This is a genomic window from Megasphaera jansseni (genome assembly GCF_047974155.1).
GTDB lineage: Bacteria > Bacillota > Negativicutes > Veillonellales > Megasphaeraceae > Megasphaera.
In genome coordinates this window covers 18,001-37,077 of sequence record NZ_JBHYRR010000027.1, presented here as the reverse complement: position 1 = coordinate 37,077, position 19,077 = coordinate 18,001, and the positions used below count along the sequence as shown (strand labels likewise).

At 54.5% G+C, this 19,077-nt stretch carries 18 protein-coding genes; 16 read left to right on the top strand and 2 right to left on the bottom strand.

Translation table 11 applies throughout. The annotated features are described in order from the left end of the window. The first annotated feature begins 2 nt into the window (after positions 1–2). Positions 3–569: a chromate transporter gene (locus ACE418_RS10410; protein WP_416450549.1), complete on the top strand. Its 567-nt coding sequence runs from the start codon at positions 3–5 to the stop codon at positions 567–569. Here the strand turns inward: ACE418_RS10410 and ACE418_RS10405 are convergent. Next, entirely contained in the window at positions 562–3,093 is a 2,532-nt protein-coding gene (locus ACE418_RS10405) for a 3'-5' exonuclease (RefSeq protein ID WP_416450548.1), read from the bottom strand. The genes ACE418_RS10410 and ACE418_RS10405 overlap by 8 nt on opposite strands. A 283-nt stretch (positions 3,094–3,376) precedes the next feature. Between ACE418_RS10405 and purE the strand changes: the two genes are divergently transcribed. The 8 genes from purE (at position 3,377) to fumC (ending at position 12,383) form a co-directional block, all read left to right on the top strand. Continuing rightward, entirely contained in the window at positions 3,377–3,871 is a 495-nt protein-coding gene (purE, locus tag ACE418_RS10400) for a 5-(carboxyamino)imidazole ribonucleotide mutase (protein ID WP_416450547.1), read from the top strand. Between the two features lie 44 nt (positions 3,872–3,915). Continuing rightward, positions 3,916–5,343, top strand: coding sequence for an amidophosphoribosyltransferase (purF, locus tag ACE418_RS10395; protein ID WP_416450546.1), 1,428 nt, complete (start codon positions 3,916–3,918; stop codon positions 5,341–5,343). Next, a complete protein-coding gene (purM, locus tag ACE418_RS10390) occupies positions 5,324–6,388 on the top strand; it encodes a phosphoribosylformylglycinamidine cyclo-ligase (protein WP_416450545.1) in 1,065 nt (354 codons plus the stop codon). Before purF ends, purM begins: the two co-directional genes overlap by 20 nt. Beyond that, positions 6,381–6,995, top strand: coding sequence for a phosphoribosylglycinamide formyltransferase (gene purN, locus ACE418_RS10385; RefSeq protein WP_298586951.1), 615 nt, complete (start codon positions 6,381–6,383; stop codon positions 6,993–6,995). The genes purM and purN overlap by 8 nt, the downstream gene beginning before the upstream one ends. 12 nt (positions 6,996–7,007) lie before the next feature. Then, complete coding sequence (locus ACE418_RS10380) at positions 7,008–7,613, top strand: IMP cyclohydrolase (RefSeq protein WP_416450544.1); 606 nt, start codon at positions 7,008–7,010, stop codon at positions 7,611–7,613. Then, entirely contained in the window at positions 7,613–8,887 is a 1,275-nt protein-coding gene (gene purD, locus ACE418_RS10375) for a phosphoribosylamine--glycine ligase (protein WP_416450543.1), read from the top strand. The genes ACE418_RS10380 and purD overlap by 1 nt, the downstream gene beginning before the upstream one ends. A gap of 199 nt (positions 8,888–9,086) precedes the next feature. Beyond that, complete coding sequence (locus tag ACE418_RS10370) at positions 9,087–10,640, top strand: acyl CoA:acetate/3-ketoacid CoA transferase (RefSeq protein ID WP_416450542.1); 1,554 nt, start codon at positions 9,087–9,089, stop codon at positions 10,638–10,640. A 357-nt stretch (positions 10,641–10,997) separates the two neighbouring features. Then, a complete protein-coding gene (gene fumC / locus ACE418_RS10365; RefSeq protein WP_416450541.1) occupies positions 10,998–12,383 on the top strand; it encodes a class II fumarate hydratase in 1,386 nt (461 codons plus the stop codon). A gap of 3 nt (positions 12,384–12,386) precedes the next feature. Here fumC and ACE418_RS10360 read toward each other — a convergent pair whose 3' ends face one another. Continuing rightward, positions 12,387–13,130 carry a vWA domain-containing protein gene (locus ACE418_RS10360; protein ID WP_416450540.1) on the bottom strand — a complete coding sequence of 248 codons (744 nt, stop codon included), beginning with the start codon at positions 13,128–13,130 and terminating at the stop codon, positions 12,387–12,389. 175 nt (positions 13,131–13,305) lie between these two features. Here ACE418_RS10360 and ACE418_RS10355 point away from each other — a divergent pair, with 175 nt between their 5' ends. From ACE418_RS10355 to ACE418_RS10325, 7 genes are all read left to right on the top strand, one after another. Beyond that, positions 13,306–13,911 (top strand): methyltransferase family protein, encoded by a 606-nt coding sequence (locus ACE418_RS10355; protein ID WP_416450539.1) that lies wholly within the window; start codon positions 13,306–13,308, stop codon positions 13,909–13,911. 146 nt (positions 13,912–14,057) lie between these two features. Then, entirely contained in the window at positions 14,058–14,510 is a 453-nt protein-coding gene (mscL, locus tag ACE418_RS10350; protein WP_416450538.1) for a large conductance mechanosensitive channel protein MscL, read from the top strand. A 370-nt stretch (positions 14,511–14,880) separates the two neighbouring features. Continuing rightward, positions 14,881–15,309, top strand: a complete 429-nt coding sequence (locus ACE418_RS10345; protein WP_416450537.1) for a MarR family winged helix-turn-helix transcriptional regulator — start codon at positions 14,881–14,883, stop codon at positions 15,307–15,309. A gap of 2 nt (positions 15,310–15,311) precedes the next feature. Next, positions 15,312–16,019, top strand: a complete 708-nt coding sequence (locus ACE418_RS10340; protein WP_416450536.1) for a YczE/YyaS/YitT family protein — start codon at positions 15,312–15,314, stop codon at positions 16,017–16,019. Between the two features lie 313 nt (positions 16,020–16,332). After that, on the top strand, positions 16,333–17,439 hold the full coding sequence (locus tag ACE418_RS10335) for an HlyD family secretion protein (protein ID WP_416450535.1): 1,107 nt from the start codon (positions 16,333–16,335) through the stop codon (positions 17,437–17,439). Next, on the top strand, positions 17,420–18,556 hold the full coding sequence (locus ACE418_RS10330) for an ABC transporter permease (protein WP_416450534.1): 1,137 nt from the start codon (positions 17,420–17,422) through the stop codon (positions 18,554–18,556). Before ACE418_RS10335 ends, ACE418_RS10330 begins: the two co-directional genes overlap by 20 nt. Then, complete coding sequence (locus tag ACE418_RS10325) at positions 18,553–18,987, top strand: universal stress protein (protein ID WP_416450533.1); 435 nt, start codon at positions 18,553–18,555, stop codon at positions 18,985–18,987. The genes ACE418_RS10330 and ACE418_RS10325 overlap by 4 nt, the downstream gene beginning before the upstream one ends. Positions 18,988–19,077 lie beyond the last annotated feature (90 nt).

Genomic DNA, 19,077 nt, shown 5'->3' with positions numbered 1-19,077 from the left:
TCATGATATATCTGTTGCTTTTTTGGGAATTCTGTAAAGTCGGGGCCTTCTGTGTCGGCGGCGGCTATGCGTCCATGCCGCTGATCCAGGCCAGTGTCGTCGATACCTTCCATTGGCTCTCGATGAGCGAATTTGTTGATATATTCACCATTTCTCAGATGACTCCGGGACCGATCGGCATCAATGCCGCGACGTTCGTCGGCACCAAAATCGCCGGTTTAGGCGGAGCTGTCGCAGCCACCCTGGGCTTCGTCACGCCGTCGTTTTTCTTGGGGATTATTTTAGCACGCATCTTCCTCAAGTATGGTGATATCGGTCCTATCCGGGGCATCCTCAACGGACTGCGTCCGGCTGTCGTCGCTCTTATCTGTGTAGCCAGCCTGAGCTTCATCCTCTTAGCCTTGTGGAATACGGAAACCCTGCCCGATGACTGGTCGGCGTTCAGCCTCGGCGGGTTAGCTATCCTGATTTTGGCAATCGCTGCGACGCGGCGGAAAATCGGCGTTATCAAAGTCCTCATCGGTTCCGGCGTCTTAGGCCTTATCTTAGGTATTGCCGGCCTCATCTAACTTCAAGATATTGAGTATCCAGGCTCTGGAGGAAGCGGCTCGGCGCATAGCGCTGATTGCCGATTCCCTGATGCCAGCTCAGATACAGCCTCTTTTTGGCCCGCGTAATGGCGACATAAAAGAGGCGTTTTTCTTCTTCCAAGTCGCCTTTTTTGACGGCCCAGAAGGTCGGGAAGACCCGGTCTTCCAGGCTGGCCAGGAAGACGTAGTCGAATTCCAGCCCTTTGGCCTGATGGATGGTGATAATCGGGATTTTCGGGTCCTTGGCCAGCATACTATCCAGTTCGCTGTTGGACAGGGCCGTCAGTTTAAGGAATTCCGCCAAAGCATCGCGGGGATTTTGGTTCGGGTCGTCAGTTTCGCTGGCGATGCGGTAGAGCTTGCGGACGTTTTCCAAACGGTCGATGTGATGGGCTGCATCGGCTGCGTCCTGATGGCTTTCGTACCAGGCCTTGACGCCGCCTTCGTTCATGACGGCGGCGATGACTACTATCGGCCGGTCCTGGTAGGAGAGGCGGCGCAGAGCCGCTATGTCATGGCTGAACGGAGCAAAGAGGGGCAGATACATGGCCATGGAAGCGCGGCGGGCTGTCGTGGCCGGTCTTATCTTTTCTTTGACGGCGTAGCGCAGGAGGCCGGCTGTGGCCAGGATGTCGTCGAAGGCGTCGTGTGACGGCTGATGGTCGATGGGGAAGGTTTCGCTCAGCGTGGCCAGTTTATGATTGATGAGATTGGGATAGAAGCGGCGGTATATGTCCAGCGTGTCGTAATAGGGGAAGTCACCGCTTTCGGCCATGCCCAGGCGCTGAAGTTCGCTGTGCAGGATGGACAGGTCGTAGGTGACGTTGTGGCCGACGATGACGGCGCCGTTGGCAAAGTGCAGGAAAGCCGCCAGGGCGTCTTTTGGGTCCCGGCCTTCGGCAGCTAATTGGTCGTCGCTGATGTGATGGACATAAAAGGATTCGCCGACGGGACGGCTGGCTCGGACGTAGGTGTTAAATTTATCTTTGACTTGGCCTGCCGCATCGAGTCGGACGGCGGCGATTTGGATGATTTCATCTGTCGTCGTGTCGGTCCCCGTGCTTTCGACGTCGAAGACGACAATCCGTTCTTCTGATAGGGCTGTCAGCAGGAGACCGTAAGGGTCGCCCGTTTCCTGGGAAATGGGGTCGATGAAATCACAAAGCATCAGTCCCAGGCGCCGGTAGGAATCGCTTTCAATCGTCTCGATGGTCCGGCGGCCGATGCGGGGGACGAAACGCAGGAGAATCCGCTTCAAACTCAGGTTGTCATGCTTGTTGAGCAGCAGCCGGAGATAGGCCAGGACGTCTTTACATTCCTGGCGCTTGAACAGGTGGAACTGGTCGATGCAGGTGACGGGCAGCTGCTCCTTTGACGGATAATGAAGATTATGAGCCGTGATACCCGTCCACAACTGCTGGGCCTGGCGGTTGCCGCGGACGAGGACACAGGCTTTCAGCCGTTCTTCCCGCGGCAGCCGCATCAGTTCCTGGAAAATCCAGCGGCTTTCATCGAGGAACGTGTCGGCCTGGTGGACGACGATGGGATCGCCCGGGATAGCGGCTGCGGCCTGACCAGGCTGGGGGTAGATGTGGTGGACCGTCAGCTGGCCGAAGAGGTGGTTCAGGCAGCTTTCAGCGGCCTTCAGGAGAAGCTGGGTGGCCCGGTAATTGGTCGTAAAGGTGATTTCCCTGGGATGGTAAGCCTTACGGAACTGTTCCAGAATATATTCGGGGTAGGAACCGCGCCACTCATAAATGGTCTGGAAATAGTCACCGCAGAGAAGGATGTTGCGGCCTGGGAAGAGGCGGCTGATGACGGCGTATTCGACTTCGCTCGTGTCCTGCATTTCATCGACGGCGATGAAGCGGAAGCGGTCCTGCCAGCGCTGGCAGCAGTCTTCGTCACAGAGAAATTCGTAGGCGCCGGTGATGAGATCCGTAAAGTCGACGGCGTGGTTGTCAGCCAGGACGGCATCGTATTGCTGCACCAGGGCAGCGCCATGGTCGGGCAGCCAGGCCCGGAGGGCTTCTTTGGGCGCTGTGAAATCGTGGAGGTCCGGGATGACGCGCTGTTTCTTGGTGAATTCAATGAAGTTCTGCAGGGCCTGCGTATCGTTGCCCGGTGCCGACGCCGCGGCGGGGAGGCTGTCGATGATCTGCCGGCAGTCTTCGTCGTCGTAGAGCAGGAAGTCGTTGTAGCGGTCGCTCTGACGCTTCGTTTCTTCTTTGATGAGACTGTAGCAGAAGCTGTGGATGGTCTTGACGACGACGGCCAGGCCCTGTTCGTGGGCCGTGGCGATGATGCGGTTCTTCAGTTCTTTGCAGGCCCGGTTGGTAAAGGTCAGACAGAGTATCTGCGAGCCATCGGCGGCTCCTGTCTCCAGGATGTGTGCGACCCGGCAGGCCAGGACGCGGGTCTTGCCCGTGCCGGCTGGCGCGTTGAGCAGGATTGGCTGCGAGAGGTCGCTGACGACTTGCTGCTGCTGGTCATTTAATTCCATAATCTATCCCTCCATGTCGGTCGTTTTCCTCCATTGTAACATAGTCAGGACAATCCGTGTATAAACTGCGGTAGAAAGGGGATTTTTCATTGACAGTCCATTAGGTTTTTGATAGAATCAAAGTGTGTTTGATAATCTTTCAATCAATAAGGAGATGCACTATGACAAGACGTTTATGGACAGGTTCTTTGCCGTTTGTAAACAGTCTCCGTGTGTCTAACTGAAAAGCCCAAAGGTGACGTGCGTCACTTTTGGGTTTTGTTTTTCTAAGGAGGGGTCTCTGTTGAAGGTCGGTTTGATCATGGGAAGCGATTCTGATTTTCCCGTTATGAAAAAAGCGATTGCTATTTTTAAGGAATTTGGTGTTGAATATGAAGTCTTGTTAGCGTCGGCCCATCGCACGCCGGCAGCTGTCCGGGAATTCGTTTCGACTGCCGAAGAACGGGGCATCAGTGCCTTTGTCGTTGGCGCCGGTATGGCAGCGCATCTGCCCGGTGTCGTCGCCAGCTATACGACGCTGCCGGTCATCGGTGTCCCCTTGGAAAGCGGCAGCCTGCAGGGCATGGATGCGCTGCTGGCTATCGTACAGATGCCCTCGGGTATCCCGGTCGCTACGGTCGCTATCAATGGCGCTAAAAACGGGGCTCTCCTGGCTGTCCAGATCGGTGCTGCCAGCGATGCCGATTTAGCGAAGAAGTATAAAGCGTACCGTGAAAATATGGCTAAGGAAGTCATGGAAAAGAACCAGAAGTTGCAAGAAACCGTAAAGTCCCTGTAAGGGCATGTACAGACTATTTTTCGTTATAACAGGAGGTTTAATTCATGTTTTACGATCCGATTTGGGATAAGCAGCATGAAGAATGTGGTGTCTTAGGTATTTACGATAAACACCTCGATATTCCCCGCTATATTTACTGGGGGTTGTTCGCATTACAGCATCGTGGCCAGGAAAGCGGCGGCATCGCCCTGACCGACGGCCAGGATATCCATACGTTCCGCGGCATGGGCCTCATCAGCACGGTCTTCGCCAACGGCGTACCTGACGAAGAAGGCGGTCCCGTCGGCATCGGCCACGTCCGTTATTCGACGACCGGCTCCAATAATCCCCGCAACATCCAGCCGCTGGCTGTATATACGCCCATGGGACAGCTGGCCCTGGCCCATAACGGCAACCTGACCAACACCCGTACCCTGCGGGAAGAACTGGACCGTGGCGGTGCGACCTTCCAGACGACGATGGACAGTGAAATCATCGTCAATCTCATCAGCCGCAGCCAGAAAGACACCATCGAAGAACGCATCATGGAAAGCATGAACCGCATCCAGGGGGCGTACTCGCTGGTACTCATGACGAAAGATACGCTCTATGGCGTGCGTGACCCCTATGGTTTCCGTCCGCTGTGCATCGGCCGTACCGATGAAGGCGGCTGGGTCCTGGCTTCGGAAACGTGTGCCCTCGATGCCATCGGCGCCAAGTTCGTCCGCGACGTACTGCCTGGTGAATTTGTCCAGATCAATGAAAAAGGCGTCAAGTCGTCGATTTTTGCCAAGGCACCGCGCAAACAGGTCTGTTCCTTTGAATACATTTACTTTGCCCGTCCGGACAGCGTCATCGACGGCCAGGATGTCTATCAGGCCCGCCTGAATATGGGCCGGGAAATGTGGAACGAAACGCAGTATGATGCGGATATCGTCATTTCCGTCCCCGACAGCGGCAATACAGCGGCTATCGGTTATGCCCAGGCTTCGGGTATCCCCTTCAAACACGGCCTTATCAAGAACCGCTACATGGGCCGTACCTTCATCAAACCGAACCAGAAACAGCGTGAACTGGCTGTCCGCATGAAGTTGAATGTCGTCAAGTCCGTCGTCAAAGGCAAGCGCATCGTCATGGTCGATGATTCCATCGTCCGCGGCACGACGAGCGGCATCATCTGCAAGCTCCTGCGCGAAGCCGGCGCCAAGGAAGTCTACATGTGCGTATCGGCACCGCCTATCAAGTATCCCTGCTTCTACGGCATCGACACGTCGGTCCGCAAAGAACTCATCGCCTCGACGTTCAGTGTCGAACAGATCCAGAAGTACATCGGCGTCGACAAACTCCATTTCATTTCTATCGACGGCCTCAACCGGGCTGTCGAACATATCCCCAAGGAAGATATGTGCTTAGCTTGCTTCAATAATGACTATCCTACGGACACTCCGCAGGCCACTGAGGAAGGAGAAAAATATGCTCTCGAACACAAATAAAGGATTGACTTATGCTGATGCCGGTGTCGACATCGATGCTGGCAACAAAGCCGTAGAATTGATGAAAGATTCGGTCAAAGCCACGTACCGTCCGGAAGTCCTCGGCGACCTAGGCGGTTTCGGCGGCCTCTTTTCCCTGATGAACAGCGACATCAAGAAACCGATTTTGGTCAGTGGTACCGACGGCGTCGGTACGAAACTGCGCCTGGCCATCATGATGGGCAAGCACGATACGGTTGGTCAGGACTGCGTCGCCATGTCCATCAACGACGTCCTCGTCCAGGGTGCTGAACCGCTCTTCTTCCTGGACTATATCGCTGTCGGCAAGCTCGACCCGGTCCAGGTTGCGACCATCGTCAAGGGCGTCGCTCATGCCTGCCAGGAATCGGGCTGTGCCCTGCTGGGCGGCGAAACGGCTGAAATGGCCGGTTTCTATGCCAAAGACGACTATGACCTGGCTGGTTTTGGCGTCGGCATCGTCGACCGCGACAAGGTCATTACCGGAGAAAACATCAAAGTCGGCGACGTCCTCATCGGCCTGCCGTCGACGGGGGTCCACTCCAATGGCTTCTCTCTGGTCCGCAAGATCGTCCTCGAACGGCAGAACATGAAGCTCGACCAGTACGTCGATGAACTGGGCATGACCATTGGTGAATGCCTGCTCACACCGACCCGTCTCTATCCGCGTCCGTGCCTGCCGATCATCAAGAACTTCACCGTCAAGGGCATGGTCCACATCACCGGTGGCGGTTTCTATGAAAATATCCCCCGCGTCCTGCCGAAAGGCGTCGGTGTCGATATCGACGTCACATCTTGGCCGCAGCTGCCGATCTTTGGCCTTCTCCAGAAATGGGGCAACGTCGATGCCAAAGAAATGTACCGAACCTTCAACATGGGCATCGGCATGATCATGATCGTCGATGAAAAAGACGCTGACGCCGTCCTCAAGAACCTGGCTGACCGCGATGAAAAGGCTTATGTCATCGGCAAAGTCGTCGATTCGGACGTACCCGTAACCCTGCGGGGAGGCGTGTTCCATGACTAAGAAGAAGATGGTCATTTTCGCATCGGGCCGCGGCTCCAATGCCATCGCCCTCCACGATGCCGTCGAAGCCGGCACCATCAATGCGGAAATCAAGGCCCTGGTCTGCGATATCCCCGGCGCACCGGTCATGGACCGGGCTAAGGAATGGGGCGTACCGGTCATCCTGGCTGACCGGAAGTCTTTTGATTCCAAAGCAGCCTTTGAAAAATATATCCTCGATGCCATCGAACCCTATCAGGCAGACGTCATCTGCCTGGCTGGCTTCATGCGCCTCTTGAGCGGTGACTTCATTTCCCATTATGAACACAAGATGCTCAACATCCATCCGGCCCTGCTGCCGTCGTTCCGCGGCCTCCATGCACAGCGTCAGGCCGTCGAAGCCGGTGTCAAGATTGCCGGCTGCACCGTCCATTTCGTCGTTCCCGATATGGATGCAGGCCCTATCATCTTGCAGTCGGCCGTACCGGTCTACGAAGACGATACGGAAGATACGCTGGCAGCCCGGATCCTTACCAAGGAACATCCGACCTACGTCAGAGCGGCAGCACTCTTTTGCGATGATAAATTGACTATCGACGGCAATGTCGTCAAAGGGACTCAGGAATAGGAGGAATTTTCCATGAAAGTAAAACGCGCACTCATTAGTGTATCGGATAAAACGGGCGTCGTCGAACTGGGCAAAGCCCTGGCCGACCTCGGCATCGAAATCATTTCCACCGGCGGCACCATGCGGACGTTGAAAGAAGCCGGTGTACCGGTCATCGCCGTTCAGGATGTCACGGGCTTCCCGGAAATGATGGATGGCCGCGTCAAGACCCTGAACCCTATGATTCATGGGGCTATCCTGGCAGTCCGCGATAATCCGGAACATGTCAAGGCGATGAAGGAACACGGCATCAAACCGATTGACCTGGTTGTCGTCAATCTCTACCCGTTCCAGCAGACCATTGCCAAACCGGATGTCACCCTGGCTGAAGCCATTGAAAATATCGACATCGGCGGTCCCTGCATGGTTCGTGCTTCGGCGAAGAACAATAAATACGTCGCTATCGTCACTAATCCGGCGAAATACGGCGAAATCGTTTCTATCCTTCAGAAGGACGGCGAATTCTCCGACCAGTACCGCCTGGAACTGGCTCAGGAAGCCTTCCACCATACGGCTGTTTATGATACGGCTATTGCCGCATACCTGGCTGAACAGGTTCAGAAGGGAGCTGCAAAATAATGAAGGTAGCAGTTATCGGCGGCGGCGGCCGCGAACATACTTTAGCCTGGAAATTGGCTCAGAGTCCGAGTGTCGATAAACTCTATGCCATCCCTGGCAGTGCCGCTATGAGTGAAGTCGCCCAGTGTGTTGACATTCCCCTTTCCGATTTAGACGGTATCACCGATTATGCCGTCAAAGAAGGCATCGACATGCTCGTCGTCGGACCGGAAGTCCCCTTGACCGAAGGTATCGCCGACCTGGCCCAGTCCAAAGGCCTGGCTGTCTTTGGACCGAACAAGGCCGCAGCCCAGATGGAAGGGTCCAAGGTCTTCGCCAAGAACCTCATGAAGAAATACCACGTCCCGACGGCAGCCTATGCCTCCTTTACCGATGGCGATGCTGCCAAGGCCTATATTAAAGAACAGGGCGCACCCATTGTCGTCAAGGCCGATGGCCTGGCTGCCGGCAAAGGCGTCGTCGTCGCCCAGACCGAAGCAGAAGCCATCGATGCCGTCAACGCTATGATGGAAGACCATATCTTCGGTGCTTCCGGCGGCCGCATCGTCATCGAAGAATGTATGGTCGGTGAAGAAGCGAGCCTCCTAGCTTTCGTCGATGGCAAGACCATCGTTCCCATGATTTCAGCCCAGGACCACAAACGTATCTTCGATAACGATAAAGGCCCGAATACCGGGGGCATGGGGGCTTATGCACCGGCACCGGTCGTCACGCCGGAAATCCGCAAGGAAGTCGAAGAAACCATCTTGAAGCCCGTCGTCGCCGGCCTCAAACAGGAAGGCATCACCTATCAGGGCTGCCTTTATGCCGGTCTCATGATTACCGCTGACGGCCCGAAAGTCGTCGAATTCAACTGCCGTTTCGGCGATCCGGAAACGCAGGCTGTTTTGCCGCTCCTCGACGGCGATTTGGCACAGATCATGTATGCCTGCGCTAAAGGAAACTTGACAGCTGATATGGTCCACTGGAAAGACGCTGCTGCCTGCTGCGTCATCATGGCCTCGGCCGGTTATCCGGCATCATCCCATAAGGGCGATGTTATCAGCGGACTCGACGCTGTCGATAAAGAAGACGTCATGGTCTTCCATTCCGGCACGGCCAAGAAAGACGGGGCTTATGTCACTAACGGCGGCCGCGTTCTCGGCGTTACCGCTGTAGCACCGGATCTCCAGCATGCGATTGAAAAAGCCTATGCCAACGTCAAACGCATCCATTTCGACGGCCAGCAGGTCCGCAGCGACATCGGCGCCAAAGGATTGAAACACTTGAAATAACGTTCATCGTTCATTGTTCGTCGTTCATCGAAGTCTTTTTCGACCTGCGATGAACGACCGACGACGGTTGTAGTTTGCAGAGAAACCTTTAAATTGAAAGCCATCCGCTAACCACTAACCACTAACTGCTAACCACTTAAAAGGACTTGTCGTCGTACGACAGGTCCTTTTTTCATTACCACATGAAAGGAAGGTCGTTATGACACAGTTTATTACGCCTGTGGAAGCGGCGCGTCTCGTCGGCGATGATATGACCCTGGCGGTCAGCGGTCATGCCGGATTCGGAACGCCGGACGGGCTGTTCAAGGCCCTTCACGACCGCTATGGCGAAGAAGGTCATCCCCGCAATGTGACTTTGGTCAAGATTGCCGGCACCGGTGATGGCGGTCAGCGCGGCGGCGACCGCCTGGCAGCAGACGGCCTCATCGGGACGATTATTACCAGTCATTTCGGGATGGAAAAGAAGCTGGCCGATAAAGTCGCAGCCAATCAGTGCCTGGCTTATACGGTCCCGGCCGGGACGATACTGGCTCTCTATCGGGCCATCGCTGCCGGTCATAAAGGGGTCTGGACGGACATCGGCCTGCACACCTTGGCCGACCCGCGCCTGGATGGCAGCAAGGCCAATGAGAAGACCCTCCGCGAAGGCAAGGATATCGTCCGCCTGGTCCATATAGATGATGACGATTATTTATATTATCCAACCTTTCCCATCCAGGTCTGCTTCATCCGCGGGTCCCTGGCTGATGAAGACGGCAATATTTCGCTCCAGCGCGAAGCCATGATCGGCGAACAGCTGGAAGTAGCGGAAGCAACGCATAATTCCGGCGGTATCGTCGTCGTCCAGGTCGAAGACGTCGTACCTCGCGGGAGCCTTGATTCGCGGTTGGTGAAGATTCACCATTTCCTCGTCGATTACGTCGTCGTGCCGCGGCCGAAGTACCACGTTCAGAGTTTTTCGACTCATGGCTACCGGCCGGAACTGAGCGGGGAAGGGCGCAAGTCCATCCAGTCCCTGCCGCCGCATCCCCTGGATAACCGCAAAATCTGTGCCCGCCGGGCGGCGATGGAACTGAAAAAGGGCGATGTCATGAACCTGGGCATCGGCATCCCGGAAATCATCGGCTCTGTGGCGGCCGAAGAGGGGTTCGGGCCGAGCCTGACCCTGGCGGCCGATTCGGGTATCATCGGCGGTATTCCTTTGTCGGGCCTCGATATGGGGGCCGCTGTCAATGCCGAAGCGGAACTGAAGATGGCCGATATGTTCGACATCTGCCACGGCGGCGGCCTCGACCTCTGTGCCCTGGGCCTGGCAGAAATCGACGCCATGGGCAATGTCAACGTCTCGAAATTCCACGGCCGCGTCACCGGGCCCGGAGGCTTCATCGATTTGGCCCAGCATACGAAGAAGCTCATCCTCATGGGGACCTTTACGGCCGGCGGCCTGCGCGAGCACTGTGAAGACGGGAGGCTGGTCATCGACCGCGAAGGGAAGTACCAGAAATTCAAGACGGATATCGAACAGGTCACCTTTTCCGGGGACTACGCCGCAGCCCATGGCCAGCATGTCCTGGTCGTCACGGAACGGGCCGTCTTCCGTCTGACACCGCAGGGACTCATGCTGACAGAAATCGCACCGGGCATGGACCTGGAACGGGACATCCTGGGCCAGATGGAATTCCGACCGGTCATCGCCGACGACCTGCACCAAATGGACAGCCGCATCTTCCAGCCCAATCCCATGGGATTGTAGCAAGCCGTTCATCGTAGGTCGTTCGTCGTTCCTCGTAAGGGCACCCCAATGGGGCGCCCACGTGGGGCACCCGCCTGAGTCCGCCATGTTTTATATAATATGAAGTACGCAGGCCGCAGGCCGCAGTTCGCAGTTCGCAGTTCGCAAAAGCACCCCCGCTGAGGTGCCCATGTAGGGGCGCCCACGTGGGGCGCCCGCCGAGTCCACCATGTTTTATATAATATGGAGTACGCAGGCCGCCGTTCGCAGTTCGCAAAAGGCACCCCCGCTGGGGTGCCCATGTAGGGGCGCCCACGTGGGGCGCCCGCCTGAATCCGCTATGTTTTATATAATCTGATTATAATGGGAGGTTTTTTCATGGAATACCGTATAGAAAGAGATTCGATGGGGGAAATCAAAGTCCCGGCTGATAAGCTCTGGGGCGCCCAGACACAGCGCAGTTTCGAAAACTTCAAAATCGGCACGGAAAAGATTCCGCCTGAAATGGTCACGGTCTTTGCCTATTTGAAAAAGGCCGCTGCCCTGACCAATAAGGAGTTAGGCGTTGTCGACGGCGACCGGGCCGACGCTATCGTCCAGGCTTGTGATGACATCCTGGCCGGCAAGCTCGATGGCAATTTCCCGTTGGCTGTCTGGATGACCGGCAGTGGGACGCAGTTCAACATGAACGTCAATGAAGTCGTTGCCAACCGGGCCAAGCAAATCCTGAAGGCTCAGGGGAAAGATATTCCTGTTCATCCGAATGACCATGTCAACCATTCCCAGAGCTCGAACGATACCTTCCCGACAGGCCTGCATATGGTCGGCGTCCTGCTCATCGAACAGAAACTGTTCCCCGCTATGGAAGCCCTTTATCAGGCATTACGAGCCAAACAGGAAGCCTTCAAGGACATCGTCAAAATCGGGCGGACTCATTTGCAGGATGCGACGCCGTTGACGCTGGGCCAGGAATTCAGCGGCTGGGCCCGCATGATCCAGCGCGACCGGGATATGCTGGTCCAGGGCGTCGACTTCCTCCGCGACCTGGCCATGGGCGGCACGGCCGTCGGTACGGGCATCAACTGCCCCAAAGGCTACGATGTACGCTTTGCTGAAATCGTCAGCCAGCTGACGGGGACGACCTTCCATACGGCGCCGAACAAGTTCCAGTCCCTGACCAGTAAGGACGAACTCGTCGTCGTTCACGGCATGCTCAAGGCTTTGGCCTGTGACCTCATGAAGATTGCCAACGACGTCCGTTGGCTGTCGTCCGGGCCGCGTTGCGGCATCGGTGAAATCCGCATCCCTGAAAATGAACCGGGTAGTTCTATCATGCCCAGCAAGGTCAATCCGACGCAGTGTGAAGCCGTTACCATGGTGGCCGTCCAGGTCATGGGCAACGATGCGACCATGGGGATTGCTGCCAGCCAGGGGAATTTCGAGCTCAATGTTTTCATGCCGGTCATCGCCTATAACTTGATCCAGTCCATCCGCCTGCTTACGGACTGCATGGATTCCTTCCGCAAGCATTGCGTCATCGGCATCGAACCGAACCGCGAACGGATTACGACCAACCTCTATAATTCGCTTATCCTGGTCACCGGCCTGGTACCGCTCGTCGGTTATGACAAGGCCTGCACCATCGCCAAACAGGCAGCCAAAGAAGGGCTGACCCTGAAAGAGTCAGCCCTGAAGACCGGATGGGTCACGGCAGAGCAGTTCGACAAAGCCATGGACCCGGCTAAATTGGCAGGTTTGAAATAAACCTTACTTATCTTTTTCAATCTTATCTTTCCAGGAGTCGTCGTCTTGCTGTTGGACGGCACTGCGCGTGTAAGCGGCAATGGCGGCGAAGTTCTTCTGGACGCCCGTCGAAGTGTTGCGATATTTGACGGCATGGTCAGCATCAATACCCAGGTTCTGGGCTTCCGAGGCGGCGTCGATATTGGCTCCGAGGAAAATGAAGTCCCAGCCCTGGGCTTTTTTATCGGAAATCATTTTCTGGATCGTCGCCTTGGAATATTCCGTGCTGGCATTTTCCTGGCCGTCTGTGATGATGACGAAGATGACCTTATGGTCCTTGTCGGAAATCCCCGGTGTATCAGAAATCTTGGCAATCGTATTGCCTACGGCATCGAGGAGGGCTGTCGAACCGCCGACGCGGTAGTCTTTCGTCGTCATATCCGACAGGCTGTTGATGTTGCTGCGGTCCGTCAGGATGTCGACTTTATTGTTGAACAGGACCGTCGTGACTTTGGTGTCGACGTCGAGGTCTTTTTCCTTGGCAATCATGGCGTTGTAACCGCCGATGGTATCGCTTTCCAGACCGTACATGGAGCCGCTCTTATCGAGGACTAGGACCAGGTCAAGATGCTTGATCGTTGACGGCAGGGTCTGTGTTTCGGCCTGGCGTGCCTTGTCGGTCATGGACGTCGTCGTGTCAGCCGCCACGGCCGCACCGCAGCAGAGCATGGCGCTGAGGGTAAATATCAGTAATTTTTTGATCATCATAGGTTCCTCCTTTGAAATGGACGAATTGCATTTCTTTTATTGTATCACAAATGTTGTTACAAAGGATACGCGGTCTGTTCACAAATCTTTATAATTCCTTTAACTTTTGCCTAATCTTTCGTTAGAAATGCCTTTTATACTAACACTATCAATTAGGACAAGAGGAGGAGTCACCATGTATTTCCTGGACCATTACCGCACCCGTATTTCTCAAGTCATTGGGCTTCTGTTTGTATTGTTATTCATGTTCTCGCAAAAGGAATTTGATGTCATCGCCCCGTATATTTCGGGCATCTTGTTCCTCGTGGGCTGTCTCTGCGTCGGCGCCGCCATGGCAGGCCGCATGTGGTGCGCCCAGTATATTGCCGGCTATAAGAATGACGTCCTGGTCCGCGAAGGGCCGTACTCAGTCTGCCGGAATCCGCTGTATTTCTTCAGCTTCCTCGGCGGCATCGGCGTCGGCCTGTGCACGGAATCGCTGACACTGACGGCAGTGTTGGTTCTCCTCTTCGCCGTTATGTACATCCCGGTCATCCATACCGAAGAAGTCCGGCTGCACCGCCTGTTTGGGGAACCGTACAGTGCGTACATCCGGGAAGTGCCCCGGTTTTTCCCGAAATGGTCGCTATACCATGAACCCAAGGAATATACGGTCAAACCGAAAGTCTTCCGCCATGCTGCCGGCGACGTCCTCTGGTTCGTCCTGGCCGTCGGTATCCTGGAATGTATCGAAGCCATGCAGGAATCGGGCCTTTTACCGCAGCTCCTGTCGCTTTATTAAATAAATGTAACAAAGATAAAAAATCATTGTCAGCTTGTCCTTTTTCCATTATGATAAATAGGGGATTCGCACGAAGGTTTCTACCATCATGCGAGTCCCTATTTCTTTATCATTTATTTTTTACACCACAGATAGGAGTGGAAAACATGGGCATCATCAAGGAATTTAAAGAATTTGCCATGCGGGGGAACGTGCTGGACATGGCAGTCGGTGTCGTCGTCGGCGGAGCTTTTGGGAAAATCGTCACGTCACTGGTCAATAACATTATCATGCCTCCTTTTGGGGTGCTCCTCGGCGGAATCGATTTTTCGGACTTCTTCATCCCTTTGAGTACAGAACACGTCGATTCCCTAGCCGAAGCGAAAGCCGCCGGTATCCCTGTCATTGCGTACGGTTCCTTTCTTAACACAGTCATTGAGTTCCTGATTATCGCCTTTGCTATTTTCATGGTCCTCAAGCAGCTGAACCGATTCCTGCCGAAACCGGAACCGGCTCCCGAACCGCGGCTCTGCCCGTTCTGCCGCCAGCCCATTGCCGACGATGCCACCCGCTGCCCTCACTGCACCAGCGAACTGCCTGCTGCCGAAACGGCGCAGTGATTGCAGATCGATGTTAGTTTGCAGTATGGAGTTTGTGGTTTGGTAGGGGCTCGCACGTGGCGAGCCCGTCTCAGAATATGGATGATTTTTCTAGCAAAGTGGTTGGTAAATCGTACATATCCTGGAGCGGGCGCCCCACGGGGCGCCCCTACAGAAAAGGCGCTGTCCTAATGCGACAGCGCCTTTTTGTCGCTTTTTGCATTTTCTTTGTCGTTATTTCATGTTCAACGTGGCGCGAAATGCGTGTATCATAGAGGTATCCCAGGGGGAAAACACACCTATTGACTTTTTACCTCCTGGGTATATAATTGAATTAGTTTGAATTACAACTAAATAGTTTTAATTCAAACCATTTACAGGAGGGATAGCGATGGACGAGGAAGCATTGCATATTTTGTTATTATTAGGGTTTCATCGGTCGAACCGGGAAATCGGCCGCCGCATCAAGCGGGAAGGGCTCATGCCGGGGCAGCCTAAGATATTGGAATACTTGTGGTTCCATGACGGCGCCAGTCAGAAGGATATCAGCCGGGAATGCATCATCGACAAGTCGACGGTGACCAGCCTGCTGAAGCGCATGGAAAAGCTGGAACTCATCCGCAAGGAAACGCGGCCCGAAGATCTGCGGGGCGTGGCCATCTTCCTGACGGAAAAAGGATGGGAAAAGGCCAAGCGGATCCGAGAGGTCATTTACGGCATCGACGATGAAATGTGGCAGGGCATCGAACCGGAAGCGCGCCAGCAGTTCATGCAGACGTTTCATCGCATTATGGATAACGAAAAAAAGTGGGGGGACTGATTATGCGGCATATGCATCACTTGAAAATCCGTATCAGTGTATTTATTGGCAGCATTTTGATGACGGCTTTCGGTATCGACTTGATTACCGTCGCCAGCCTGGGGACGTCACCCATTTCCAGCGTGCCCCTCGTCATCAGCCTCTATACGCCGTGGACCTTCGGCCAGCTGACCTTTGCCCTCAACATGGCCTTCATCGTCTTACAGATGGCCCTGCTGCGCCGTCAGTTCCGACCCGTGGAGTTGTTGCAGATTGCCATTAACTTCGTCTTTAGCGCGGCCATCGACTTTTTCATGCACGTCATGACAGGATTACAGGGATTGAGCTGGCCGCTGGCCTCGGTCCTCTTAGTGGCCGGCTGTGCGACCCTGGCCTTCGGCATCTGTATCGAAGTGGCGTCGCAGGTCCTGATGGTGCCCGGCGACGGTGTTGTCAAAGCCATTGCCCAGACCGGGAAGTGGCGGATGGGATCGACGAAAGTCGTCTTCGATTCGACCATGGTCACCATAGCCGTCATCTTGTCGACCCTTTATGGCGGCCTGGGGACTCTGACCGGCCTTGGCGTCGGTACCCTGGTATCGGCCATGCTCGTCGGGCGCTTCGTCAATTTCTTCAACCATCGCGTCTTTTTCATCGAACGCCTGGCCCGATTGTCCTTGGATGATGAAACCAAGGCGGCAGGGGCCTTGTCCAAAGAAGTCCAGTCCTAGTCCCAGGACTGGACTTTATTCACAACTCGTTAAAAATTTATCAAAAATAAATATTACAATATAGCATTATAATGTGATATAATGTGCATATAGAGAAAAATATAATTTGTGAAAAGCGGGTATTTTAGTGCTTCTGATTAAGTGATGGCATTTCTGATTATTCTAACATATTCCTATAATTAACAAGCTAATCAATGTGCTCGGATGAGGCTCACGTATCCTTATGACGTGAGCAAAATTATTTGGTTATATAGTTAGTTAACTAATTATAATAGAGAAAGGATAGATTCAAATGAAGGGACAAACAGTGCATTTGCCAAAAAAAGCGTGGCGTCTGGGCATCTTTTTCATCGGCATCCTCTTGGCAGGCGGCGCCCTGCTTATGTATAAGGGGAATGATGCCGTAGCCCAGGGCATTGCCAAGAAAGACGGGATATTGACAGCGGAACAGGTCAAGGTTTCCTTTCAGTCCGTCAGCGGGAAAATGGTGAACGAAGCCGTTCAAGAATCGCAGGAAGTCAAGGCCGGCGACGTCCTCATGCAGCTCGACAGTACGGACGTCGATTTGGATATTGCCAAGACCCAGGCCCAGATAGCCCAGCTCGATGCTCAGATCCGCTCGATGGAAGGGACGATTGCCATCGGCTTTGCTCAGACGGATACGTCGCAGGAAGAAAGCCGGCGTCAGATTGACCAGCAGCGGGCTGCTATTGATTCGGCAACGGCGACGCTGGTCAATGCCCAGCGCGATTACGACCGCAAATCCTCGCTGTACAGCCAGGGCGCTATTGCCAAGGCTGATTTTGATGATTCACAGGCGGCTTTGTCCGTGGCCCAGGCCAATATGAATCAGCAGCAACAGGCCTTATCGAAATTATTAGGCGGCGCTGTCGACACGGGCGATAGTGATTCTCTCAATTTACCGCAGATTGAAGAACAACGGCAGACGATTGCCAATAAACGCAACGACAGGGAGTCGCTGGTCCAGCAGCGCAATCAGCTCCAAGTCCAGCTCCAGCAGCTGGAAGTCCAGAAAGACCGGCTGACCCTGCGGGCGCCAGAAGATGGGAAAGTACTCAAGCTCTTGGCTAAACAGGGGGAAATCGTCCAGGCCGACACGCCGGTCATCCTCCTGGAAAGCAAACGCCAATATTACGATATTTATGTCAGTGAAAAACAGGCCGTCCATCTTCACGAAGGACAGGCTTTGGCAGGTGTCGCTGTGTCCGATGGCCAGTCCGTTGCCGGGACGATCCGCTTCATCACTCAGGCACCGGGATTTGCCGATTTGAAGGAAACCCGGGAAAAAGGCCAGGCCGATTTAACGGCTTTCCAAATCCGTATTTATACCGATCCCGGCCAGGATGTCCGGCCGGGCCAGACCATCGAGGTGACAGATCATGAACTCCCTGAAACATGAAATTGCCTTCCTCTTTTCCGGCATGGGCATGCCCTATGAAAAAGTCGCTATGCTGGTCGCCGTCGTCTGTGCAGTATTATTCACGGTCCTCCTTGGAAATAACTTCGTCCAGGAAGCGCCAGTCGCTGTCATCGACCTGGATAATTCCAAATACAGTCATGAACTCATCCAGGAAATGGATGCGTCGCCCTATATCGACATCGATACGGTCCTTTACAGTGCCGTCGATCCCAAGGCTTTATTTTACCGCGACCGGTTCGCTGCCGTCGTCTATTTCCCCAAGGACCTGGAAAAGAACCGCTACAGTGATGCGGCAGGCCAGATTGGGGTCTTTTATGATAATACCAGTATCGCCCAGAATGCGGATATCATGGAAGCCCTCAATACGATTATAGCCGAAGAAAACAATAAGCTCAGTGCCCCTGAAACCTCAAGGGCTGAGCGGGGCATCACCCTTCGCAACCGGCTTCTCTTCAATCCCCAGGGATCGGCTGCGAATAACGGCGAAGTCCAAGGGTTCCTCTTCTTCTTTTCATCCATGTTCTTTACCTTTGCCACCATTGGCATGATTCCCCGTCTGCGCATGACCGGGCAGCTGGCACAGACCATGGAAGAGGGGACGCCCTTTGCCATTCTGTCCCGCCTCGTCCCGTATTGTGCCTGTCTTATGGCGGCGCTGACCGTCGGCATGGTCATCCTTCATTATTTGAACGATATGGCTTTTGCCGGCAGTGTCTGGCTCTTTTTCCTGACCCAGTGCTTCTATATTCCTACCGTCGGCGTCATGAGCCTGCTCTTTGGCTGGAACGCGGCCAATCCGGGCGTCGCTGCCAGCCGCATGATCTTATTCATCCCCATGGGCTTCATCCTCGGCGGGGCGACGAGCCCGCTCATGGAACAGAGCTGGTGGGTCCGCTATTTCGCTCATTTTTTCCCGCTAACCTGGGAATATGAATTTACCCGCGACATTACCCTGCGCGGTGCCGGCTTCTGGGACATTGCCCCGGAATTCGGCGGCTTTCTCATTTATTTCGCCTGCCTTATCATCGTCTTCTGCCTCGTCTTTTACGGAACCCGGCAGAAAGAACTGGCACGACAGAAGGAGGAACATGCATGATGGAAGAATTTCAACACATCCTGGTCCCTGTCGACGGTTCGGAACCGTCTGTGCGGGCCTTGGAAAAGGCCATCTACCTGGCCGAAAAATGCGGCAGCCAGGTGACGCTGCTGACCGTCGTCGATATGAATAAAGAAATCAATTCCTTTGAGCAGGTCAGTACGGGCGGCTATATTCCGGGAGAATTAAAGGAAAAAGGCTATCAGGTCCTGCTCAAGCTGATGCCCCGCATCCCTAAAGAAGTTCCTGTCCAGGCCGTCGTCCAAATCGGGGATCCGGCCAAGAACATCGTCCAGTACAGTGAAGAACACCCGACCGATTTGATCATCATCGGCAACCGGGGCCTGTCGGGTTTAAAGAAAATCCTTTTGGGCAGTGTCAGCAACTACGTCCTCCTGCGCAGTCAGGTCCCGATTCTGATTATGAAGTAAAGCAGGGGAACACGCACGAAGGTTTCTGTCATCATGCTAGGCCCCATTTACTTTATAGTTTGTAGCAACAGAGTTTGTAGTTTGCAGAGA

Excerpts from the sequence above, each read along its gene's own strand:
- ACE418_RS10410 (WP_416450549.1), top strand. The coding sequence starts at position 3 with ATGATATATCTGTTGCTTTTTTGGGAATTCTGTAAAGTCGGGGCCTTC.
- ACE418_RS10405 (WP_416450548.1), bottom strand. The coding sequence starts at position 3,093 with ATGGAATTAAATGACCAGCAGCAGCAAGTCGTCAGCGACCTCTCGCAG.
- purF (WP_416450546.1), top strand. The coding sequence starts at position 3,916 with ATGTTTTACGATCCGATTTGGGATAAGCAGCATGAAGAATGTGGTGTC.
- purM (WP_416450545.1), top strand. The coding sequence starts at position 5,324 with ATGCTCTCGAACACAAATAAAGGATTGACTTATGCTGATGCCGGTGTC.
- purN (WP_298586951.1), top strand. The coding sequence starts at position 6,381 with ATGACTAAGAAGAAGATGGTCATTTTCGCATCGGGCCGCGGCTCCAAT.
- ACE418_RS10380 (WP_416450544.1), top strand. The coding sequence starts at position 7,008 with ATGAAAGTAAAACGCGCACTCATTAGTGTATCGGATAAAACGGGCGTC.
- purD (WP_416450543.1), top strand. The coding sequence starts at position 7,613 with ATGAAGGTAGCAGTTATCGGCGGCGGCGGCCGCGAACATACTTTAGCC.
- ACE418_RS10370 (WP_416450542.1), top strand. The coding sequence starts at position 9,087 with ATGACACAGTTTATTACGCCTGTGGAAGCGGCGCGTCTCGTCGGCGAT.
- fumC (WP_416450541.1), top strand. The coding sequence starts at position 10,998 with ATGGAATACCGTATAGAAAGAGATTCGATGGGGGAAATCAAAGTCCCG.
- ACE418_RS10360 (WP_416450540.1), bottom strand. The coding sequence starts at position 13,130 with ATGATGATCAAAAAATTACTGATATTTACCCTCAGCGCCATGCTCTGC.
- ACE418_RS10355 (WP_416450539.1), top strand. The coding sequence starts at position 13,306 with ATGTATTTCCTGGACCATTACCGCACCCGTATTTCTCAAGTCATTGGG.
- mscL (WP_416450538.1), top strand. The coding sequence starts at position 14,058 with ATGGGCATCATCAAGGAATTTAAAGAATTTGCCATGCGGGGGAACGTG.
- ACE418_RS10345 (WP_416450537.1), top strand. The coding sequence starts at position 14,881 with ATGGACGAGGAAGCATTGCATATTTTGTTATTATTAGGGTTTCATCGG.
- ACE418_RS10340 (WP_416450536.1), top strand. The coding sequence starts at position 15,312 with ATGCGGCATATGCATCACTTGAAAATCCGTATCAGTGTATTTATTGGC.
- ACE418_RS10330 (WP_416450534.1), top strand. The coding sequence starts at position 17,420 with ATGAACTCCCTGAAACATGAAATTGCCTTCCTCTTTTCCGGCATGGGC.
- ACE418_RS10325 (WP_416450533.1), top strand. The coding sequence starts at position 18,553 with ATGATGGAAGAATTTCAACACATCCTGGTCCCTGTCGACGGTTCGGAA.